The 18,238-nt window shown below is 68.8% G+C and carries 15 protein-coding genes and 3 pseudogenes; 6 read left to right on the forward strand and 12 right to left on the reverse strand.

Going from position 1 to position 18,238, the window contains the following annotated elements:
- Positions 1 to 121 precede the first annotated feature (121 nt).
- Together HW130_RS00350 and HW130_RS35490 are read left to right on the forward strand one after the other, a co-directional pair.
- Entirely contained in the window at positions 122 to 1,186 is a 1,065-nt protein-coding gene (locus tag HW130_RS00350) for a hypothetical protein (protein WP_177147287.1), read from the forward strand.
- A 330-nt stretch (positions 1,187 to 1,516) separates the two neighbouring features.
- Entirely contained in the window at positions 1,517 to 1,900 is a 384-nt protein-coding gene (locus HW130_RS35490; RefSeq protein ID WP_256355714.1) for a hypothetical protein, read from the forward strand.
- Positions 1,901 to 2,139: 239 nt separating this feature from the next.
- Here HW130_RS35490 and HW130_RS35495 read toward each other — a convergent pair whose 3' ends face one another.
- The 4 genes and pseudogenes from HW130_RS35495 to HW130_RS36555 all read right to left on the reverse strand — a co-directional run bounded on the left by HW130_RS35495 (position 2,140) and on the right by HW130_RS36555 (position 6,334).
- Positions 2,140 to 2,808 (reverse strand): hypothetical protein, encoded by a 669-nt coding sequence (locus HW130_RS35495; RefSeq protein WP_256355715.1) that lies wholly within the window; start codon positions 2,806 to 2,808, stop codon positions 2,140 to 2,142.
- 232 nt (positions 2,809 to 3,040) lie between these two features.
- A pseudogene (locus HW130_RS36895) lies at positions 3,041 to 3,628 on the reverse strand (ATP-binding protein); the annotation flags it as partial.
- A gap of 205 nt (positions 3,629 to 3,833) precedes the next feature.
- The gene (locus HW130_RS00365; protein ID WP_177147289.1) at positions 3,834 to 4,556 is read right to left on the reverse strand and encodes a hypothetical protein; all 723 of its coding nucleotides are present in this window, start codon (positions 4,554 to 4,556) and stop codon (positions 3,834 to 3,836) included.
- 20 nt (positions 4,557 to 4,576) lie between these two features.
- Positions 4,577 to 6,334, reverse strand: coding sequence for a serine/threonine-protein kinase (locus tag HW130_RS36555; RefSeq protein ID WP_177147290.1), 1,758 nt, complete (start codon positions 6,332 to 6,334; stop codon positions 4,577 to 4,579).
- Between the two features lie 211 nt (positions 6,335 to 6,545).
- On the opposite strand from HW130_RS36555, the pseudogene HW130_RS36900 reads away from it, so the two are divergent.
- Positions 6,546 to 7,056 (forward strand): annotated as a pseudogene (locus tag HW130_RS36900) (transposase); the annotation flags it as partial.
- Here HW130_RS36900 and HW130_RS00380 read toward each other — a convergent pair.
- Entirely contained in the window at positions 6,978 to 8,051 is a 1,074-nt protein-coding gene (locus tag HW130_RS00380) for an alcohol dehydrogenase catalytic domain-containing protein (RefSeq protein WP_177147291.1), read from the reverse strand. The pseudogene HW130_RS36900 and the gene HW130_RS00380 overlap by 79 nt on opposite strands.
- 266 nt (positions 8,052 to 8,317) lie before the next feature.
- Positions 8,318 to 8,677, reverse strand: a complete 360-nt coding sequence (locus HW130_RS35505; protein WP_256355716.1) for an HGxxPAAW family protein — start codon at positions 8,675 to 8,677, stop codon at positions 8,318 to 8,320.
- Positions 8,678 to 9,077: 400 nt separating this feature from the next.
- Between HW130_RS35505 and HW130_RS00385 the strand changes: the two genes are divergently transcribed.
- On the forward strand, positions 9,078 to 11,711 hold the full coding sequence (locus HW130_RS00385) for a LuxR C-terminal-related transcriptional regulator (RefSeq protein ID WP_375256494.1): 2,634 nt from the start codon (positions 9,078 to 9,080) through the stop codon (positions 11,709 to 11,711).
- 500 nt (positions 11,712 to 12,211) lie between these two features.
- Here the strand turns inward: HW130_RS00385 and HW130_RS00390 are convergent, their stop codons facing one another.
- The 4 genes from HW130_RS00390 to HW130_RS00405 all read right to left on the reverse strand — a co-directional run bounded on the left by HW130_RS00390 (position 12,212) and on the right by HW130_RS00405 (position 14,896).
- Positions 12,212 to 12,853, reverse strand: coding sequence for a hypothetical protein (locus HW130_RS00390; protein ID WP_177147293.1), 642 nt, complete (start codon positions 12,851 to 12,853; stop codon positions 12,212 to 12,214).
- Positions 12,850 to 13,410: a SigE family RNA polymerase sigma factor gene (locus HW130_RS00395; RefSeq protein ID WP_256355718.1), complete on the reverse strand. Its 561-nt coding sequence runs from the start codon at positions 13,408 to 13,410 to the stop codon at positions 12,850 to 12,852. The genes HW130_RS00390 and HW130_RS00395 overlap by 4 nt, the downstream gene beginning before the upstream one ends.
- Positions 13,411 to 13,564: 154 nt before the next feature.
- Positions 13,565 to 14,101: a hypothetical protein gene (locus tag HW130_RS00400; RefSeq protein WP_177147294.1), complete on the reverse strand. Its 537-nt coding sequence runs from the start codon at positions 14,099 to 14,101 to the stop codon at positions 13,565 to 13,567.
- 333 nt (positions 14,102 to 14,434) lie between these two features.
- Positions 14,435 to 14,896, reverse strand: a complete 462-nt coding sequence (locus tag HW130_RS00405) for a MarR family transcriptional regulator (protein ID WP_177147506.1) — start codon at positions 14,894 to 14,896, stop codon at positions 14,435 to 14,437.
- A gap of 332 nt (positions 14,897 to 15,228) precedes the next feature.
- Between HW130_RS00405 and HW130_RS00410 the strand changes: the two genes are divergently transcribed.
- A complete protein-coding gene (locus HW130_RS00410) occupies positions 15,229 to 15,819 on the forward strand; it encodes a flavodoxin family protein (RefSeq protein WP_177147295.1) in 591 nt (196 codons plus the stop codon).
- Positions 15,820 to 15,886: 67 nt separating this feature from the next.
- A pseudogene (locus HW130_RS35340) lies at positions 15,887 to 15,985 on the forward strand (IS5/IS1182 family transposase); the annotation flags it as partial.
- 123 nt (positions 15,986 to 16,108) lie between these two features.
- Here the strand turns inward: HW130_RS35340 and HW130_RS00420 are convergent.
- Entirely contained in the window at positions 16,109 to 17,515 is a 1,407-nt protein-coding gene (locus tag HW130_RS00420; protein WP_177147296.1) for an MFS transporter, read from the reverse strand.
- Entirely contained in the window at positions 17,512 to 18,108 is a 597-nt protein-coding gene (locus HW130_RS00425; RefSeq protein ID WP_177147297.1) for a TetR/AcrR family transcriptional regulator, read from the reverse strand. The genes HW130_RS00420 and HW130_RS00425 overlap by 4 nt, the downstream gene beginning before the upstream one ends.
- Positions 18,109 to 18,238: the final 130 nt, after the last annotated feature.

The following is an 18,238-nucleotide window of genomic DNA, read 5'->3' on the forward strand; positions in this document are numbered from 1 at the left end:
CTTCTTCAGCAGGCTCCGGCGCTCGCCGGCTCACCTCGCCGTCGCCGCGAGCGTCGCGGCGAGCACGCTCGTGTCCCTTCCTGCTCCGGCCGCTGCGGCGGGATCGCCGGCCCCTCCGCGCGTGTCTGTCTTCGCCACCGTGGCGGGCAACGAGCCCGCGGGCAGGTACACAGACCTGTCACCGCTGGCCTTCCACAGCAGCGTCCCCCTCGACATGCCGGCGCATGTGCGCCACGACGCCACGGGGCGATACTCCGTCTTCTTCTCAGGCCCCCACCTCGGCACCGCACCGACAGCCGGGCTTCATGTACGGGCAATGACCGACGGCAACTGCATGCCCTTCGACGGCATCACCCCCAGCCGTCATCCGGGTCTGCAGATCGACGTGGCCTGCTTCGACAGCGCAGGGCGTCCGGCCGACCGCCGCTTCACCATCGCGTACAACGCCCGCGGCGCGGCACACGGGGCGATGGTGAGCGCCGCGACCGCGCCCGGTGCCGTGTCCTCCGACTGGCGGGTGGCCGAACCGCAGGACACGGGCAGTGCCGCGCGTGTCGCCTACACCCACCCGTCGCCGGGCCAATACATCGTCGACCTGCCCTATCTGCCGGGCACGGCACCCGAGTCGTTCGCCGTCACGGCCCTCGCCCCCATCGCCGAGGCCGCTACCGGCCGGATTCCAGACGTGGTGTGCGGAACGACGGGGCGGGCGCTGATCCCCGGGGACGCGGGTCCGGTCCGGCAGATCTCGGTGATCTGCCGGGACGCGGTCACCGGAGGCATGGCTCCGGGCGGCACCCGGATCCATGTCGGATACACCCGTGGCGTCAACCTGGCGGGAGCGTCCGGCGTCGGCGAGGCATACCTCACCGCGCCCTGGATCTCCACAAACACTCGTGTGGTCCTGCCCAACAGTGCCGTCCACGACCCTGGACCGGTCACGACCGGGGCCGTCGCCGTACAGCGCCATGCCACCGGCCAGTACACCGTCGACATCGCCAACCAGGAACCCGACATCGGCTACGCGAGCCTCATCGCCACGGCCAACGGCTCCACCGCCCTCTGCCGTGTGTGGGTGCCCGACCCGGGCCGACCGGGCCATCTCTCCGTCGTCTGCCGGAGCCATGCGGGCCCGATCGACACCAGCTTCCACCTGCACTTCGTCTCCAAGAAGGGGAGTGTCTGATCAACGGCGGATCTGCTGATCAAGGAAGAGACGCCACGTAGGCGAGACGACGATCGAGCATGAGTCCGTCGCGGAGTCGGCAGGCCGTGCGATGCCGTCGGCCACGTCGGACGAACAGCTCATCGCGATGCTGGTCGACCGGGCACGCGGAACGGAAGCGGCGGCCGCGCTCGCTTTCATGCGCGCGCCCGGCCATCCTGCGTCCGCCGCCCGATCCCAGCATTCCCGCGCAGGCCGGAACTTGCCGACTCCCGCCGGACCCAGCATGAGGACGCCACGCATTGGCTGATCCGCACGGCGGTGTCGAAGGCACCTGGGATGCTGCGCCACATGGACGAGGAAGTGATCCCGATTCTTCAGGTCAAGGATGCCGCTGCGGCAGTCGCGTGGTACGACCGCCTGGGCTTCACCCAGCAGGTGAAAAACTGCATATCTGCACTTCTGGTCTCTCCGCTGCTGCTCGTAGCCGGGTGCGCAGAGAGCCCTGCCGAGCAGTACCAGGAGGGTCACCGCTTCGGCCAAGGGGGACCTGCGGCCCATCTCGGCACTCCCGCCTCTGCCGACAGCACCGCCGACACCGGCGCGGCGGAATCGGAGTGCGGTGAGCACGCAGAGACAGATGGAGTGGAACCTTTCCCGCCCTCCCAGGCTTGGCTGGCGGGCTGCATCGACGGCGCCCTGGGCCGACCGGCCTCCCCGCCGACAACACGCTAGGGGTCCTGGGCGCTCGCGCTGCACCACCTCCGCCAGGTGGACAGGGTCGATCCCCCTTCCCATGCGCGCAGGGGGATCACCCGGGCGCCTGCCGGCCTGAAGCACTGGAGGGCGGCCAGACAGCAGGGAGATGGCGTCACTTCGCGAGGTCAATGCCAGGCCCTCTCGAAGCGGGGACCTCGCGACGTCTGCAAGGCGAGTGGCGACCGGTTTCGGAGGAGGACTCGTCGCAGTCCTCCTCACCGATTCGAACAGCAGCCGATCGGCCCCGCGCTGAGTGTGACCGCCTCCTGGGCATCTGACGCGACGTTCGGGTCGGGAAGCGATGACTCCTCGGGGACTTCGAGGACGATTTCGTTGTGACTGTGCGATCCGGATTCCGCCCCGCGCCGCATTGCCTCATCGGCCGCGCGCCTCAGGACGAACGCATGGTGGGAAGAATGCTGCGGTGGAGTGCGCATCAGATGCGACGCGGCGTGTTCGGTACGAGCGCCGGCTGCCAGGAGCAGTGCGGCCGCCGTACGGTGCCCGTTGATCCGGGCCACTGTCCCCATGTCCTCGTAGATGGCCTCGCGAAGCAAGGGATGTACGAATTCGAGCCGTAGTGGGTCGACGGGACTGGAAGAGGCAGAGGACGTGACAACCAAGTCGGCTTCCCTCAGCACGTCGACTGCCTCTGCCACCGAATCCAGGCTCAGGCCGGCGAGAGCGCCGACATAGCGCAGTGTGGCGTCGCTGCCCAGTACCGCAATGGCGCGTGCGACGCTCACCGCCGCCATGGTGAGGCGGCCGAACCATAGGGACACTCGGTGCCGCACCGCCTCGGCACCCAGGTCGGCGATCCGGCGGGCGTTGACGGCCGTGGGTGCGACGCGGTCGGCTGCTGCAACACGGGCGAGTTCTGACAACAAAAAGCGGATTGCCTTCGGATGCGGTGTGACATGCCTCGACAAATGCCGCCTCGGGGTGGAGTCCGAGATCCGTGGCGAGCAGCCTCCCGGCCGCCGGCAGGGTCAAGGGGGCGGGCCTCAGCACACGGCAGGGTGGGTCTTCGAGCAGCTGAGTAAGTCCGGGATCAGCACTCCCGGTGGCCGGGCGTGTGCTCCAGATACCCACGATGGGGGCGCCACGAAGCCGCGGCAGGAGGTAGGCCAGGAACCGCAGCGATTCGCTGTCCACCCAGTGCAGGTCATCGACGACAAGGGCGAGCGGCGCGGATTGCGCGAGTAGGGCGGTGAGACGGTAGAGGCCGTGCAGAACTGCGAAATCGCCAGGCCCCGCTCCCCTTGTCTCTGTGTGGACAGCGGCAAGCCCCGGGGCAATCGCGCGTTCTTCCAGGAGGCCGGGACGGTCGGCAAGAGCTTTCTCAGACAGCTGACGCACGGCGCCGAATGCGTAGCTGCTTCCATCTCCGTACCGCCGTGCGCTCAGGACCTGCAGCCCGGACTGTTTCGCGAGTTCCTCGGCCTGGTGCAGGAGCACCGTCTTGCCCAGACCGGGGCCGCCCCGGACCAGCACCGCCTCCCCCAGGTTGTTGATGGCGGCCCTGAGAGTCTGCAGTTCGTCGTCACGCTCGAGGAGCACGCGCCGTCTCCCAATCGGTCGGTCAGACCTTCCGAGGCGGCGTCGTCCCAACTCGGTATCCGTACGGTCGCGAACCACTCGGGCAGGTCCACTCACCCTCACGGTACGGGCAGGGTCGACACATGTCTTGCCCGTCGGCATCATGCAACAGCTCCCGCGCTGTCATCGCGGCTGCAGTCGCGGACGCATGCCCACACGTGATGCCCATCCCGCCTGTGCTCGCTTCCCCACTGCTCGGCGAGCATGTCGACCAGGGGAAGTCCACGGCCGTGGATGGCGTTACTGACGAGCCAGGAGACAATGACCGGCCGTACCAGCGCGACGCCTTCCCGGTCTGCGGCACGCGCCTTCAGCGACAGCGGTAGGTGAAGGCAGCCTTGGCCGTGTGCGGGGTCGGGGAGAGGATGTCGACGACGGCGCCGGCCCGCTGCGTACCCCGGCCGTTGAAGGTCCAGCGCAGGACGAGCCGCGCCTCCTTCTGGTGGGCCGAGACGGACTGGGTCAGCTCCCCGGAGACGGTGCCGTCGCTGCGGAGCCAGCGGTAGCGGATCATGCCGGGGGCACCGTTGGTCCTCGCCGTGGCGACCACCTCGGCGGTACCGTTGCAGCCCACCTCGGTTGGCTCGACGCGAACGGTGACCTCGGTGACCTTGTTGGCAGCCTGGTCCGGGAGAGCCCGCAGCGCAAGGAAGACCGCGGTCACGGCGGCGGCGAGCAGGACCGGCAGAACCCACCTCCGTATCCGCGCGCCCTTTCGACGCCGGCGTGACGGGATGACCTGCGGACCACCCCGCCACACGGCGGTGACAGCTCCGCCGGCCTCCTCCCCGTCCGTCAGGAGCACCGTCGGCGCCTCACCGCCCGCCCCGGGAGGGCTCAGGGGGTACAGACCCGTCTTCCACAACGTCGCGGCTGTGGGAAGGGCGTCGCTCCGGGAGACGGAGGAGTCGCCGGAGCTGACACTCCAGCCTGTCGTCAGGTACTCAGGGCCGTCGTCGGCCGGGCCGTGGGGCGCGGGCGCCCGCCCCAGCCGGCCGAGACGCTGCGTCGGCCAGTCGTGGGAATCCGGCATGGTAGCTCCAGACACAGCGTTCAGCCCAGTTCGGGGAATTCGATGGTGCATGCCAGGGCGCCCGTGTCCCGATACGGCTCACCCGACCCGGCTCCCGGCGTCGTGGATATCCGCAGGCCCCAGTACCGCGGGCATCTGTCGCTGCGGAAGGTGTGCGTGTAGCGGAGGTCGTATGAGGTGCGTCCCTTGAGCACATAGGTCTCCGTGGAGCCGTCCTGCTCTCCCGGAGTGCCACTTTCGTCGCTGTTGTACCAGGTCAGGGTGAGGGTGACTGGTTCGGGGCCGGTCGTGGTCACCGCGACCGCGGCATCGGCTGCGCGCCCCGACGACGCCGGACCGAGCCGGGTGATCTCCGCACCGCTGACCGCCACGGAGCGCGCCGCGGGCGTCTGCAGCCCGCCACCGGTGGGAGTGGCCGCCGGCTCTCCCGGACCGACGGGTTCGAGGGAGGGCGCGCCGGACTTCCCCTCCCCGGCCGTACCGCCTGCGGGGCCTCCTCCGGAGGGGGTCGCATCGGCTCCGCCCGAGGGCGAGCCAGGTGAAATGGAGACGGAAGGGGACGCCGAGGAGGAGGCGGACGCCGAAACCTCCGCCGGCCCTGGGGCGGGCGGCGAAGTCGTCTTGCCGGGCACCGGGCGGGCCCTGGACCCCGGTGACGACGAGGACGCCTCATGCGAGGAGGGACCCCCGCTCACCGCAACGGTAGTCAGCACCGCCACACCCGCCAGCACGCCGGCGCCGACGAGTACAGGGACGCGCAGGCGACGTCCCGCCCCGGCGGACCGGCCGGCAGGCACGGCGCCGCCCCCGGACCGAACCCGACCGGGCCGCCGTACGCCCTGGGCGCCATCCGGTCCGTCAAGGTCCGTGGTGGCAAGTGACGTCGTCGCTTCCTCTCCCTCACCGTCGAAAGGCTCCAACAAGCCCACCATCAGTCCCGCAGCGCAGAGCGCCAGTGCGCGGAGGCCCCGCTCCTCCCACTCGTCCCCATAGCCTGCGACAGCCACCGCCTCAAGTTCAGCGAGGAAGTCGGCTGCCGATGCCGGCCGGTCCAGTGAGCGCTTGGCCATACCGCGCTCGATCAGAGGCCGAACCGGCTCCGGCACGGAACGGACGGGTACCTCCGCCGACAGGTGCTGCATGGCTATCTCCGCCAGGTGCTCGCCGTGGAACGGCCGCACCCCGGTCAGGCACTCGAAGAACGTGGCGGTGGCGGCATACACGTCCGTGGCCGGGGAGGCTGCCTCTCCCTGCCACTGCTCAGGTGCCATGTACATGGGGGTTCCTGCCCCGCTGGGGGTGCTCCCGTCGCGGGCCGCGATCCCGAAATCGACGAGCTTTGACACGCCTTCGCCCGTGACCAGCACATTCTCCGGCTTGTAGTCGCGGTGCACGATGCCGGCCCCGTGCGCGGCACAGAGGCCGAGCAGGGAGCCCTTGAGGACCGTCAGAGCTGCCTCTGGGGTGGTGGCTCCCTCCTGCCGGAGCAGCGTCCTCAGGGAAGGGCCGTCGATCAGTTCCATCACGAGCGCGGCGCCCTCCTCGCTCTCCACATACCGATGGAAGCGGGCCACATGCGGAGAGCGCAGGTCCCTCAGAAGCCCCGCCTCGGTGCGGAAGGCCTGGAGAAATCGGAAGTCCCCTGCCAGCCGGGCATCGAGGTACTTGATCGCCACCGGGTCACCCGTGGAGTGCTCGACGGCCATCACTACACGTCCGCTGCTACCGGCCCCCAGTTCCCGAGTCTCCACGAAGCCGGGAATCGACCAATTCTTCACGTGACCCTTCTGCCTTTCTTCACTGTGTGCCCGTGCCGGGCGGTGATGCTCCGTGCCCGACGCTCCGCCGCGTAGGGGAAGCCAGGGGGTGGCAGCACGGTTCAGCCTGACCGTCCGGGAGCCGGTGCGCATGAGTGATCGCTACTCACTTCTGCCGCACCGGCCGGGTGGGGAACCGGCCGTGGGACATCGGTACAGGGGTCGCCGCGGAATCGTTGAGCGGCTGGTGCCGGACGAGTTGTGGGAGTTGTTCCAGCGGGTGGTGCCGGAGGCTCTCTCGCGGCCTCAGGGTGGCGGCCGACGCCGACATGGTGACCGGGAGGTGCTGGCGGCGATCGCGTTCGTGGCCACGTCAGGCTGCACGTGGAAGCAGTTGCCTACGGCGTCGTTCGGACCGCCAGGGGCGACGGCTCATCGGCGTCTCCCGCGGTGAGTTGGACTGGCCTCGGTGCGCGATTCACTCGGTGAACATGCGGGCCTGAAAAGGGGTACCTGACAGGTCCGAATCCTGTCGACCGGGGCAAGTGCGGGTCGAAGATCCGCAACGTCCTCTGGGCTCTACTTCGAGACGGACGCCTCTTCCCATCCGCACAACCCGCCACAGGCGCAGCTTGACAAGCCCGTTGGGACGTCTGATGCGGCATCAGCCGTGGGGGAGAATTACCGTGATGCCGGGTACGGTGCCGATCTCGGCCAGGGCGAGCCCGGCCTTGTCCAGACCGACAGTCCTGGTGATCAGCAGATCCGGCCGCAGAATGCCGGCCGTCGCCAAATCCATCATTGCAGGATACGCATGCGCGGCCATGCCGTGACTGCCCGAGACGACCAGCTCGTATGCCAGCACACGGTTCATCGACAGCCCGGTGAGCCCTCCGGCGGCCCGAACTTGGACATGCCGTCCGCGCCGTCGGAGGCTTCCGATCCCCAGCTCGGTACTGAAGGCCTGGCCCATGGCGTCGATCGACAGATGGGCTCCCCCTCCTGTGATGTCCCGGACCGCGGCGGCGACTTCATCAACGGCTTCAGGGACGCCACGGGCGTTGCCGGGTGCCTCACCACTCGCAGGCATCCGGTGCACTGCGGCAGCGCCCAGTCGCTCTGCGAGGGCCAGTGCCTCGCCACTGCTGTCCACCGCGACTACCCGGGCCCCTGAGGTTGCGGCGATCATGACAGCCGAGAGCCCGATCCCGTCACATCCGTAGACCACCACCCACTCACCCGGTCGAACTGCGCCGACCTGGACCACGGCGCGGAAGGCGGTGGCGAATTGGCATCCCAGGCCCGCGGCAGCCGTGAACTCCATCGCCGTCGGCAGTCTGACCAGGTTGACGTCGGCATAGTCGACTGCCGCGTACTCCGCGAACGAGCCCCAATGATGGAATCCTGGCTGCGTCTGCCGCTCGCACACCTGCTGCTCTCCCGCGGCGCACGCGCCGCAGGTCCCGCATGCACACACGAACGGAACTGTGACCCGGTCCCCAGGCCGCCATCTCGAGACCTGGGAGCCCACCGCCTCGACCACCCCTGCCAGCTCATGTCCTGGCACATGCGGGAGGCAGCGGATGTCCTGGTCGTGGCCTTGCCAGCCGTACCAATCACTCCGGCACAGCCCTGCCGCCTCAACCTTGATCACTGCCCCGGCAGGGGAAGGGTCAGGGTTGGGCACCTCACGGACCGAAAGCTCCTGTCCGAAAGCCTCGAAAACCAAAGCCCTCATACGTACTGCTCCCCCCGGTCGGCTCCGCTCGTGGCTATACGCCACAGGATGCCCAGGATCCACATGCATTATCAACTACTCAAGTACTGCTGTGTGATCACCCACCGACGCGTCCGACGCATTTGCGTTTACTCCTCGAAGACCATATCACCTGGTCGTTCATCCCCCTTATGACCAGAGAACTGACACGCAATGGCGCCAGCATCGACAACTGGACGAGAAAGTCCATGCCTACAGGTTGAGGCTGTGGATGTCAGAGCACTGCTCTACAGCTGGGCGCCGACTGTTTCGGGCACCGGCTCACCGATTTCAGCTGCGGCCACTGCCCGCCGTCCGGCTATCCGGCAGCCAACGCAGTTGGGGTGCCCTCGACGAGCAGTGAGGTCCTTTACGCGCCAGTCCCACTGGTCAGCCGGACGGGGGCCGCTCGGCTTGCCCCAACCGGCCAGATGAAGGACCCAGGTGACGATCACGGACAGAGCGATGACCGCGACTCCCGCTGCGATCACAGGACCGGAGGCAGCGACGATGCCAAGGCCGGCAACGCCAAACCCAAAGGTTCCGATGGAAGTTCCTGTCCACCCAGCCACCGTGTGCCCCATGTCTACATCACCATGTGCGCTCATCAATACTCCCAAAGCCTTGGTGAACCCCAGCCCGTACGTCGAAGGAAAGCTTGGATCACTAGAGGCGCTCAGCACTTGAGTAAGAACTACTCACTCACGAACGAGAGCCAGAGCACAGGAGCGGGTTCAAGAACTTCCCCGCCGAAGTGGTGAGAATGAGCATTGAGGGGACGTGAGGCCGACGGCAGAGCAACGGCTAGTCGTCTACGGCAGGGCGTCGGGGTGCCGAGCGCTCACCACTCGGTCCACCACCGGGAGAGGACGGGTGCCCTGGAAGCCCGAAGGGCTCGAGGGGCCGGTACTGCCATAATTCGCCTGACTCGGGAACGGTAAGAGGGTGAAACGTTCATGTGCCGACGGCCCGGGAAACTACATGAGGGACAGGATGAGTCGGAACAGCATGCCGCGGCGTTGGCCACTGGTGGGGCGCGAAGACCAGATGAAGGAGTTCGACCAGGTCCTGCAGGACGCGCGCAGCACCGGATTCCTGCTTTTCGGGCCGGCGGGAGTCGGCAAGTCCCGGCTGGCCGAGGAGTGCCTGGGCCGGGCGGCCGAAGCCGGGCACCGCACGGGCCGGGCGGTGGCCACCGACGCCGCGGCGTCGGTATCACTGGGCGCTCTTGCCCATCTGCTGCCCCATGGCATCGACTTGTCCGACCCGGTCTCGGGGTTCGCGAGGGTGGTCAAACTGCTTTCGCAGCCGCATTCGCCGACGTCCCGCATGGTGATCCTCGTCGATGACGTCCACCTGTTGGATGCGACCTCGGCGATGCTGCTGCGGCAGCTGATGGACGCCAGAGTGGCCTTCCTGTTGGGAACAGTGCGGTCAGGGCACGGGACGGCCTTGGCCGTCACCGCCCTAGGGCACGAGGACGCCGTATGGCGGGTGGACCTGGCCGAGTTCGGCCGCGAGCAGGTCGAGACCCTGCTTGAACAGGTCCTGGACGGGCCGGTTGGCACGAACGCGGTCAATCAGCTGTTCACCACGAGTGGGGGCAATCCGCTCTACCTGCATGAGCTGGTACGGGGAGCAGTGGCCGGCGGAGCGCTTACCTGTGACGACGGCATCTGGGACATGACCGCGGACGAGGTGCCGGGGACCCGGCGACTTACCGATCTGATCCGGTCCCGGCTCGCCGTCGCCCCGTCAGAAGGCCGACAGGTGCTCGATGTGCTCTCGCTGTGCGAACCGCTGTCCCTGGACCGCCTCGGCAAGGACGTCGGCCCGGAGGCACTCGACCAACTGGAGGAGGCTGGACTGATCGTCGTCGCGCAGGCGGGTCGGCGTACCACAGTTCGGCTCGCTCACCCCCTCTACGGCGAGATACTGCGCGCCGACATGACCACGCAGCGCCGTCGGGAAACACTGCTGCGGCAGGTCCGGCTGCTGAAGGAGTGCGGGGCGCGCCGCCGGGAAGACGCGATCCAGCTCGCCACCTACGAACTCGCGGCCACCGGCACTGCCGATCCAGCGCTGCTGATCCAGGCGGCAGTGCTCGCCACCCATGCTCGCCAGTACCCGCGCGCGCTGGAACTGCTCCGTGCGATCCCCCAGGAACACCGCAGTTTCCAAGTCCGGCTACTGCTGGGAAAGACGCTGTTCGAGGCCGGTGACTTCGAACAGGCCGAGGCCGAACTGTCCGAGGCCGACACAAAGGCGGTCGGCGAGCCGGAAGTACTGGCCCTCGTTCTGATGCGGACCCAAAACCTCATCTGGGGGCTAGGGGCCCCCTACGAGGACGTCCTCGGCGTCATCGAGGCCGCCCGCGGCAGGGTCACCAGCCCGTCCGGCCTCCGAGCCCTGCGGTACAACGAGGCCGCCGGAGGCTTCGCCGTCGGGGATGCCCAGCACAGCCTCAGCCTGTGTGCCGACCTCGAACCGGATGTCGCGCAGTCGCCAGACCCGCAGATCTGGCTGATGGCCGCCATGATCCGCTCCGCCGCCCTGGCGTGCCTGGGGCATGCGGAGGAGGCCGTGGACTGGGCCCGACGTGCCATCGCCGCCGGTTCGGCCGCTGCCGACCCGTCGTCCGCACTGGCTTCGCACGAAGCGGCGCTCCATTCCATCCTTGTCCTGGCTCTGACGGAGTTCGGCCGCCTGGCCGAGGCTCGTGCGGTGGGCGAGCAGGCGTGCGATGGCATTTCCGAAATGAGTGCGAAACCCGAGCGCCGGCTGTTGGCCTTCCATCTGGCTCGTGGCTCGTGGCTTGCCGGTCGCCCGGCGCAGGCCCGGCGCTTGTACGCGGAGCTGGCTCGTGCGTCACGGCCCCACGCCGCGGTCGTCCTGCCCATAGCGCTGGCGGGTTTGGCGGCGGCAGCTGCCATGCAGGGTGATCTCGAAGCGGCCGAGGCGGCCCTGGTCGAGTACGAAGGGCTCCCGCGCTCCGTGTTCCTCGCTGAGGAGAAGTTGGGCAGGGCGTGGGTGCACGTCGCCCGGGGCGAGCTGACCCGCGCCCGAGCCGTACTGACGGCTGCCGCGAGGGAAGCCTTCGAGCGCGGACAGACCGCATTCGAGAGCATCCTGCTGACTGATCTTGTCCGGCTGGGCGGTGCGCGGGCAGCCGCCGCGCGGCTGGAGGAGATCGCGGCCGAGTGCTCGGGACACTTCCACCGTGCCCGTGCGGATCTGGCAACGGCATGGGCGGCACAGGATCCCGACGGACTGATCGCCGCCTCGGATGCCCTGGAGAGGATCGGAGCGGACCTGCTGGCGGCCGAGGCGGCGACCACGGCCGCCACCCTCCTGAGGGAGGCCGGAGAGGTCCGCCGAGCCAACGCCGCCGTGGTGCGCGCTGAGGCCCTCGCCGCCCGTTGCGAAGGGGCCCCTACCCCCGCTCTCAGGGCTTACAAGGGCGTCGTGCCGCTCACCGCGAGAGAACAGGAAATCGCGCTCCTCGCTTCCCGGGGCATGCCCAGTAAGGACATCGCCGCCGAGCTGACCCTCTCCGTCCGTACCGTCGACAACCACCTGCAGCGCGTCTACGCCAAGCTCGGCCTCACCACCCGCCGACAGCTTGCCGACCGGTTTCTATGACGAGTTGGTGCCTTGCGCCGCCCCCTCGGCCTGCAGCTTCTAAGACCATGTCCTACATGGTCTAAGGCCTGGTGCTCTGCTTGAGCCGTGTGCGCCGACGAGCACATGCGCGATTCTGAGGGGGCTGGACGCATAGATCGTCCGCGCTCGTGCACGTCAACGCCCTGCGCTTCAGCAGATCCTCGCGGAACCGGCCTGCGTATCGAGGCCCACCGATGACGACCGGCGCGGACTGACCGCGCTGTTCTGGTCGAGCATCAACCCGTACGGCACCTTTCGCCTCGACATGGACAAACGGCTCATGCTTCAGCCTCAAGTCGTACCCGGCCCGCGCGGTGCAGCTGATGACGGCGCCCTGCGCAGCCGGAGCCGGACTCGAAGCTCCGCCAGGCGCCAGACGAGTGGGGGCAGTCTTTTGACTGGAGCGTACGCACGCCACTGCTGGTGGGGTTGAGACCAACCTCCGTGCCCCTCATGGGGCGGTAGGCGTGTAGGGCGGTTCAGCCCATGCCGGGCTTGGCCAGCGACGCCAGGATCGCGCCGTCGGCACCCTGGACGGTGATGGTGATGTCGTTCTTTCTGGCATGAGTGTCATCCGCATGGAAGGCGACCCATCCAGGGCGGCCGGGCAGCGTGACGATGCGGGCGTTCATAGTCCGGCCCTCAAGAGAAAAGGTCACTCTGGTGGGCTTTTCGGGGCCGCGGTAGATGCCGGCCCACACGGTGCCGGCGTCGTCGCCGGCAGCAGTGGCCGAGATCTTGCCTCCGGGCACCTCAGCCACCTCCATCAGCCGCTCCTTGGCCGAGCCCGAAGCGTTCGGCGTCGCCAGGAACATGCCCTGATCGGACAGCCACATCGTCTTGCCACGGCCGAGCATCACCTTCTCACCCGGATCCACCACCTTCACGGCCGCCGATGCCGCGGGCACTTGGGGCCGAGGGGAAGAATCAAAGGTCGCAGAGAACGCCACGCCGACCGCCGGGACGAGAACCGCGGCTGCCACGACAGCAGATCGCATCGCCTTGTGGCGTCGGCGGATCATCTTTCCCTGGCGCATCACAGCCGCCGTGGGGGCCGTCCCCACCGGCACGCCTTCTGCGGCCTCATGGAGCGCCGCGGCCAGGGTCTCGTCCTGGTTCATCGGGGCATTCCTTTCAGCGCGACCGAGTCGCTCGGCTGGGTACGGGCTTCCTGGGGGTCTCCGGCCAGGGCGGCCAGGACGCCGTCGTCGCGGAGTCCGGCCAGGCCGCGGGTGATCTGGCTGCGTACGGTGCTTTCCCGGGTTCCCCATGCTGCAGCAATCTGGGCGGGGGTCATGTCCTCGAAGTAGCGGAGCACCACTGCGGACCGCTGCCGCAGCGGCAGCCTGGCCAGCGCGTCAACGAGCGCACTGCGATGTTCTACCTGGGCGGTCCGGTCGGCCACCGCAGTCTCCGGAAGCCGGGAAGTAAACCATTCGCGAACGGTCCGCCTGCGGAACCCGTCCGCGTGAACGTGGATCATGATCCTGCGGACGTACGCGGCCATGTCGTCGCTATGCCGCACTTTGTCCCACTTGGCATAGGCGCGGGTCAGGGCGCTTTGGGCCAGGTCTTCGGCATCGTGATGGCTGCCGGTCAGCAGATACGCGGTGCGTACCAGGCTGGGCCACCGGCCTGTCATGAAGTTGTGGAATTCGTCATCGCTGGCGTTGCTCAAGCAGACCTCGCCAAGGTTCGGCTCTGGCCAGCCTGCGGCATTCCGCGGTGTTTGTCACGACTGAACCTCGGCAGGGAAGAGACAGGCGGCGCGAAGAGACACTTGCTGCAGCCGCCGCTGCCGCCCCATCCGGGGCGACAGCGGCAGTTCTTGACTAGCTCTGGACGATGATCGAGGGCTTCGCAGAAGCGTCCGCCTTCGCGTCGAAGACGTAGTAGGCACCCCAGCCGGGCTCGCCGGCCAGGGTGGCGACCTTGGCCTGAAGGGTCCGGGTCCCGAGCTTGACAGTGACCTTGGTCGTCGCCGTCACCGGACCGCGGTAGATCCCCGCGAACAGCACACCGGAAGCGTCACCGCGGGCGATCGTGGACACCTTCCCAGGGAGTACGTCGGCGACCCGAATGACATCCGGCTTGTCAGTACCCGAAGACTTCGGGGCAACAACGTGCAGGCCCTCCGCCGTCAGCCACAGCTTGTTGCCGGCAACCGCGATCCGCTCACCCGGCGCAACCACCTGCAGGGCACCGGCCGAGGAGGCCACCCGGGCGGAGGCGCCTGCGGGCGCTGCCGACACCGGCGATGCGCTTACGGACGATGCGACCGCCGTTCCCGTCCCCGTCGCGAGCACCGCAGCACCCGCAACCACAGCCAGCCACCCGCGCTTCCGCTTGTGCGAACCGATGGAAGTCATCAGTAACTCCTATAGATCAAACAGCCCGAGCCTCCAGCCACCGCGACCGGAGCAGACAGGCTCTCTCTTGTCCCATCCACCCCCCAGACAGCACCCGTGCCGCAAAACGCTGCTTCACCGGCACGCCCCTGCGTGTGGCACTCGTCACACGCGCAAGCCCTGCGGTTCTTCAGACCCGAACGGATGCGCGGGACCGCAGCCGCTGCTCACCACCAAAGGTGGCCGTCATGGCGCTGTTGGTTCCGCAACGCTTCTTCCTGCCGACCAATGATCGAGCTTGCCCCCGTCTGCCGACACCTCCACCCGTGACCGCGAACCCGCAGGTGGACGTGTCTACAACTCGCGGTCGGACGGGGGCCACTCGGAGACGCCTTGGCGGATCTCGTCCAATGACTCCTGGAACAGGGCTTTGGCGCGAGTGAACCAATCCGCCAGTACGGCGATTTCGTCCGGGCTGTAGTCGGCGAAGAGCATGCCCAGGCGCTCGTAGAAGGGGCCATAGACCTCGAGGATGCGTTCAAGTGCGGACTCCTCCATGACCACTTGGACCCGTCGGCGATCCCGCGGGTCCGCCTGGCGACGGATGTAGCCGGCCTTCTCAAGGCGGTTGAGGACACCAGTCACCGCTCCGGTGGTCAGCCGGGCCCGCTCGGCGAGGTCGCCCGCCACGAGGGACTCGCCGGCCGTGGCGGCCTCGATGAGGAAGCCGAGACAGGTGAGATCCGTGACATTGAGGCCGAGCCGCCGCGCGATGTCCTGCTGTCCGAACTGCGCGGTCGCGATCATTCGGTCCATCGACCGTCGGACCAGAGGTCGTCCCGCTCCGGGCGGACGCGCGGTGCAGTACTTCGACAGCAGGGCGAAGCCCAGGCGCGCCCCGCCCCGCTTCCCCGTGACAAGCTCCAACTCGCCACCGAGCACCGTCCGGTGCTCGACCAACTCACCCATGCCGACCGGCTGCCGCCCCACGGCCCGCACCATGCCGGACAGGCCTGGGCCAGAACGGCCGAACAGTCAAAGACCACCCGCATTTGGGTCGGCGCTAACTATAGGGTTGCGCTTTCTGAAAGTTAGTGCTTGTCTGGGCCCCCAACGACGAGCACATCGCTTTCGAGGAGCCTTCTACCGTGACCACCCCTGTTGTCTCGATCGCCTACCACTCCGGCTACGGCCACACCGCCGTCATCGCCGAGGCCGTCCGCGACGGAGCGGCCGCCGCCGGTGCCACCGTCCACCTGATCAAGGTCGACGAGATCGACGAGGCCCAGTGGGAGCTGCTCGACGGCTCCGACGCGATCGTCTTCGGGTCGCCCACCTACATGGGGACCGCCTCGGGTGCGTTCCACAAGTTCGCCGAGGACTCCTCCAAGCGCTGGTTCACCGACGCCTGGAAGAACAAGCTGGCGGCCGGCTTCTCCAACTCCGGCTCCAAGAGCGGCGACAAGCTGCACACCCTGCAGTACTTCGCGACGCTTGCCGCTCAGCACGGCATGCACTGGGTGAACCTCGGTCTGAAGCCCGGATGGAACTCCACAGAGGGCTCCGAGGACGACCTCAACCGCCTCGGCTTCTTCTTCGGCGCCGCCGCCCAGACGAACTCCGACGAGGGTCCGGAGGGCGTGCACAAGGCCGACATCGCGACCGCACAGCACCTCGGCGGCCGGGTGGCGGAGACCGCTCGTACGTTCATCGCGGGCCGGGCGGCCGTCGCCGCCTGAGCCGTACACGGCCGCACAGAGGGGAAGGGTCCGTCACCGAGTGACGGGCCCTTCCGCTCTGCAGGCCCGGCGCCTGCTGCGGCCGCGCAGGATCAAGCCGGTCATCGCCCGACGCGGAATGCCGCACGGCTCCGGGCTCGGCGCAGTCCCCTGGGTAGGAGAGCGGACGATACCCATGGGACAAGAGCGCCTTCGTCGCCCGCTTCCTGCGCGACCGCGGCCTCCAGCGGGAGATCGAGGAGTGCCTGAACGTGAAGGAGGCCTGGAACCGGGCGAACACGGTGATCTACTACGGCAAGGGCGGCGAGGCGACACCGGTGCGGCCCGGCAGCGCGGCCGTCAGGAGCACGCCGACCGCCGCCACGGCCGCAAGGGCCGTCAGCGTGGGCGCCGTCGCGGAGCCGGGCACTTCGGCAGCCCCGGCGAAGGCCGTCAGCGTGGTCGCCGCGGCCACTCCCAGCGTCGGGCCGATGTTCATGGCGGTCTGCTGGAGTCCGCCCGCCACCCCGGCGTGCTCCGCGGGCGCATGACGCACGACGACCGCCGTCGCGGTGACCATCACGGCACCGAAACCGGCACCCACCAGGAAGAAGCCGGAACCGATCGCCACCGCGCCCGACGCCCGATCGAGGCCGGAGAGTTCGAGGGCACCCAAGGCGAGGAGGCCCATCGCCACCGCGGCTGTCCGGCGCGGAGCCCAACGGCGCAGCAGTACGGCGCAGACCGGCGCGCCCAGGACCATCGCCACGGCCCCGGGCAGCGCCCGCAGAGCACTGCGGAAGGGGTCGAGGCCGAGGACGTCCTGCAGGAAGTAGGTGCCGGTGAACAGGGCACCGAACAGCACCGCCGACCCGGCCACCAGAAGGCCGAGGGCCGAGGCGACGGCCGCCGACCCGAGCACCTCCGGCGGCACCAGCGGACACCGGGTGCGCCGTTCATGCCGTACGAACGCGACACCCGCGATCACGGTCGCGGCGAATCCCGCCGCGGTCGCCGCCGCCCGGCCGGCCTCCGGCATGCCGACGAGCGTGTGCACCAGGCAGACCAGGGTCACAGCGAGCAGGCAGGCCCCGGCCAGGTCGAGCCGGGCGCCGGACGCCGCGGCGGACTCGAGGTCGGCGGCCTTCGGGTCCGCGGACTCCGGATCCCGTACGGCAAGGACGAGCAGTCCGATCGTCAGCGCCGGTACGACGTTGAGGAGGAAGACCGCCCGCCAGCCGAACTGCGCGGCGAGCGCCCCGCCGGCCAGCGGCCCTGCGGCGGCCGCCACCGCGATGACGCTGGTGCGCAGCGCGATGGGCATCCCGAGCCGGTCGGGCGGGAAGGCCGCCCGCAGCATCCCGAGAGTGGCCGGCTGCAGCAGCGCTCCGAAGACGCCCTGGGCGACGCGTAGCGCGATCACCCAGCCGATGTCCGACGCCAGGCCGATTCCCGCAGAGGCGGCGCCGAAGCCAAGGATCCCGGAGGCGAACACCTGCCGGTGGCCGTACTGGTCACCGAGGCGGCCGGCGAAGACGAGCAGGCTCGCCACCGCGATCAGATAGCCGGTGCTGGTCCACTGGACCTGCTCGAAGGAGGCATGCAGATCCCGTTGCATCGTGGGCTGCACGATGGTCAGCACCGTTCCGTCGAGAGCGACGATCGCGGCCCCCACGACACTGCCGGCCAGCGTGATCCGGCGGTGGGACACGCTCACCGGGCCGCCGGACCGAGGTGGGCGTCCAGCACGGTGCGCAACAGCGGCTCGACGTCGTCGGTGCCCGTCGCGAGCTGGAGGCTGCCCCAGCCCCACAATTGAGCCACGCCGTGCAGATTCGCCCACAACGCGGTCGCGACGACCTGCGGCGGGTCCTCTCCGGGGCGCGGCCGCACCTGGGCCACCGCGTCCACGAATCTGCCGAAGAGCGGCAGGCTGGTCTCCCGCAGACCGAGATGGCCGCTTTTCAGCAGGTCATGGCGGAACATCAGCTCGAACATGCCGCCGTCGGTCCGTGCGAAGTCCAGATACACGCGGCACAGTTCGGCGACCCGGGCGCGCGGATCCTGCTCGTGGGCCTCGCCCACCTCGCCCACCTCGGCGGCCCTGCGCGCCAGGTCGGCGAAGCCTTCCCGGGCGATGGCGGACAGCAGCGTCAGATGGGTCGGGAAGTACCGGCGGGGAGCGCCGTGCGAGACGCCCGCGCTGCGGGCGATCTCCCGGAGGGACAGCGCCTCCACTCCCCTACTGGTCACAAGTTCGACCCCCGCAGCCACCAGCCGGGCCCGCAGGCCCTCGTCCTGTTCAGTCATAGACACTGTCTACCGCAAGGGGTAGACAGTGTCTACGCCCAAGGGGGGCAATGCGCACCTGTCCCCGGGGCACGGCCGCTCAGCGGCCGGGCCCCGGGGACGTACAGCGGTCAGCCGGTGGTGAGCCACC

Origin of the sequence: Streptomyces sp. PKU-EA00015, from assembly GCF_013387495.1 — a bacterium.
Classification (GTDB): domain Bacteria; phylum Actinomycetota; class Actinomycetes; order Streptomycetales; family Streptomycetaceae; genus Streptomyces.

What these genes read in the sequence shown, in the direction of transcription:
- HW130_RS00405 (WP_177147506.1), bottom strand. Translation starts at nt 14,896, where the DNA reads ATGGACCGAATGATCGCGACCGCGCAGTTCGGACAGCAGGACATCGCG.
- HW130_RS00365 (WP_177147289.1), bottom strand. Translation starts at nt 4,556, where the DNA reads ATGCCGGATTCCCACGACTGGCCGACGCAGCGTCTCGGCCGGCTGGGG.
- HW130_RS35490 (WP_256355714.1), top strand. Translation starts at nt 1,517, where the DNA reads ATGGACGAGGAAGTGATCCCGATTCTTCAGGTCAAGGATGCCGCTGCG.
- HW130_RS00380 (WP_177147291.1), bottom strand. Translation starts at nt 8,051, where the DNA reads ATGAGGGCTTTGGTTTTCGAGGCTTTCGGACAGGAGCTTTCGGTCCGT.
- HW130_RS00390 (WP_177147293.1), bottom strand. Translation starts at nt 12,853, where the DNA reads ATGAACCAGGACGAGACCCTGGCCGCGGCGCTCCATGAGGCCGCAGAA.
- HW130_RS00400 (WP_177147294.1), bottom strand. Translation starts at nt 14,101, where the DNA reads ATGACTTCCATCGGTTCGCACAAGCGGAAGCGCGGGTGGCTGGCTGTG.
- HW130_RS35505 (WP_256355716.1), bottom strand. Translation starts at nt 8,677, where the DNA reads ATGAGCGCACATGGTGATGTAGACATGGGGCACACGGTGGCTGGGTGG.
- HW130_RS00425 (WP_177147297.1), bottom strand. Translation starts at nt 18,108, where the DNA reads ATGACTGAACAGGACGAGGGCCTGCGGGCCCGGCTGGTGGCTGCGGGG.
- HW130_RS00385 (WP_375256494.1), top strand. Translation starts at nt 9,078, where the DNA reads ATGCCGCGGCGTTGGCCACTGGTGGGGCGCGAAGACCAGATGAAGGAG.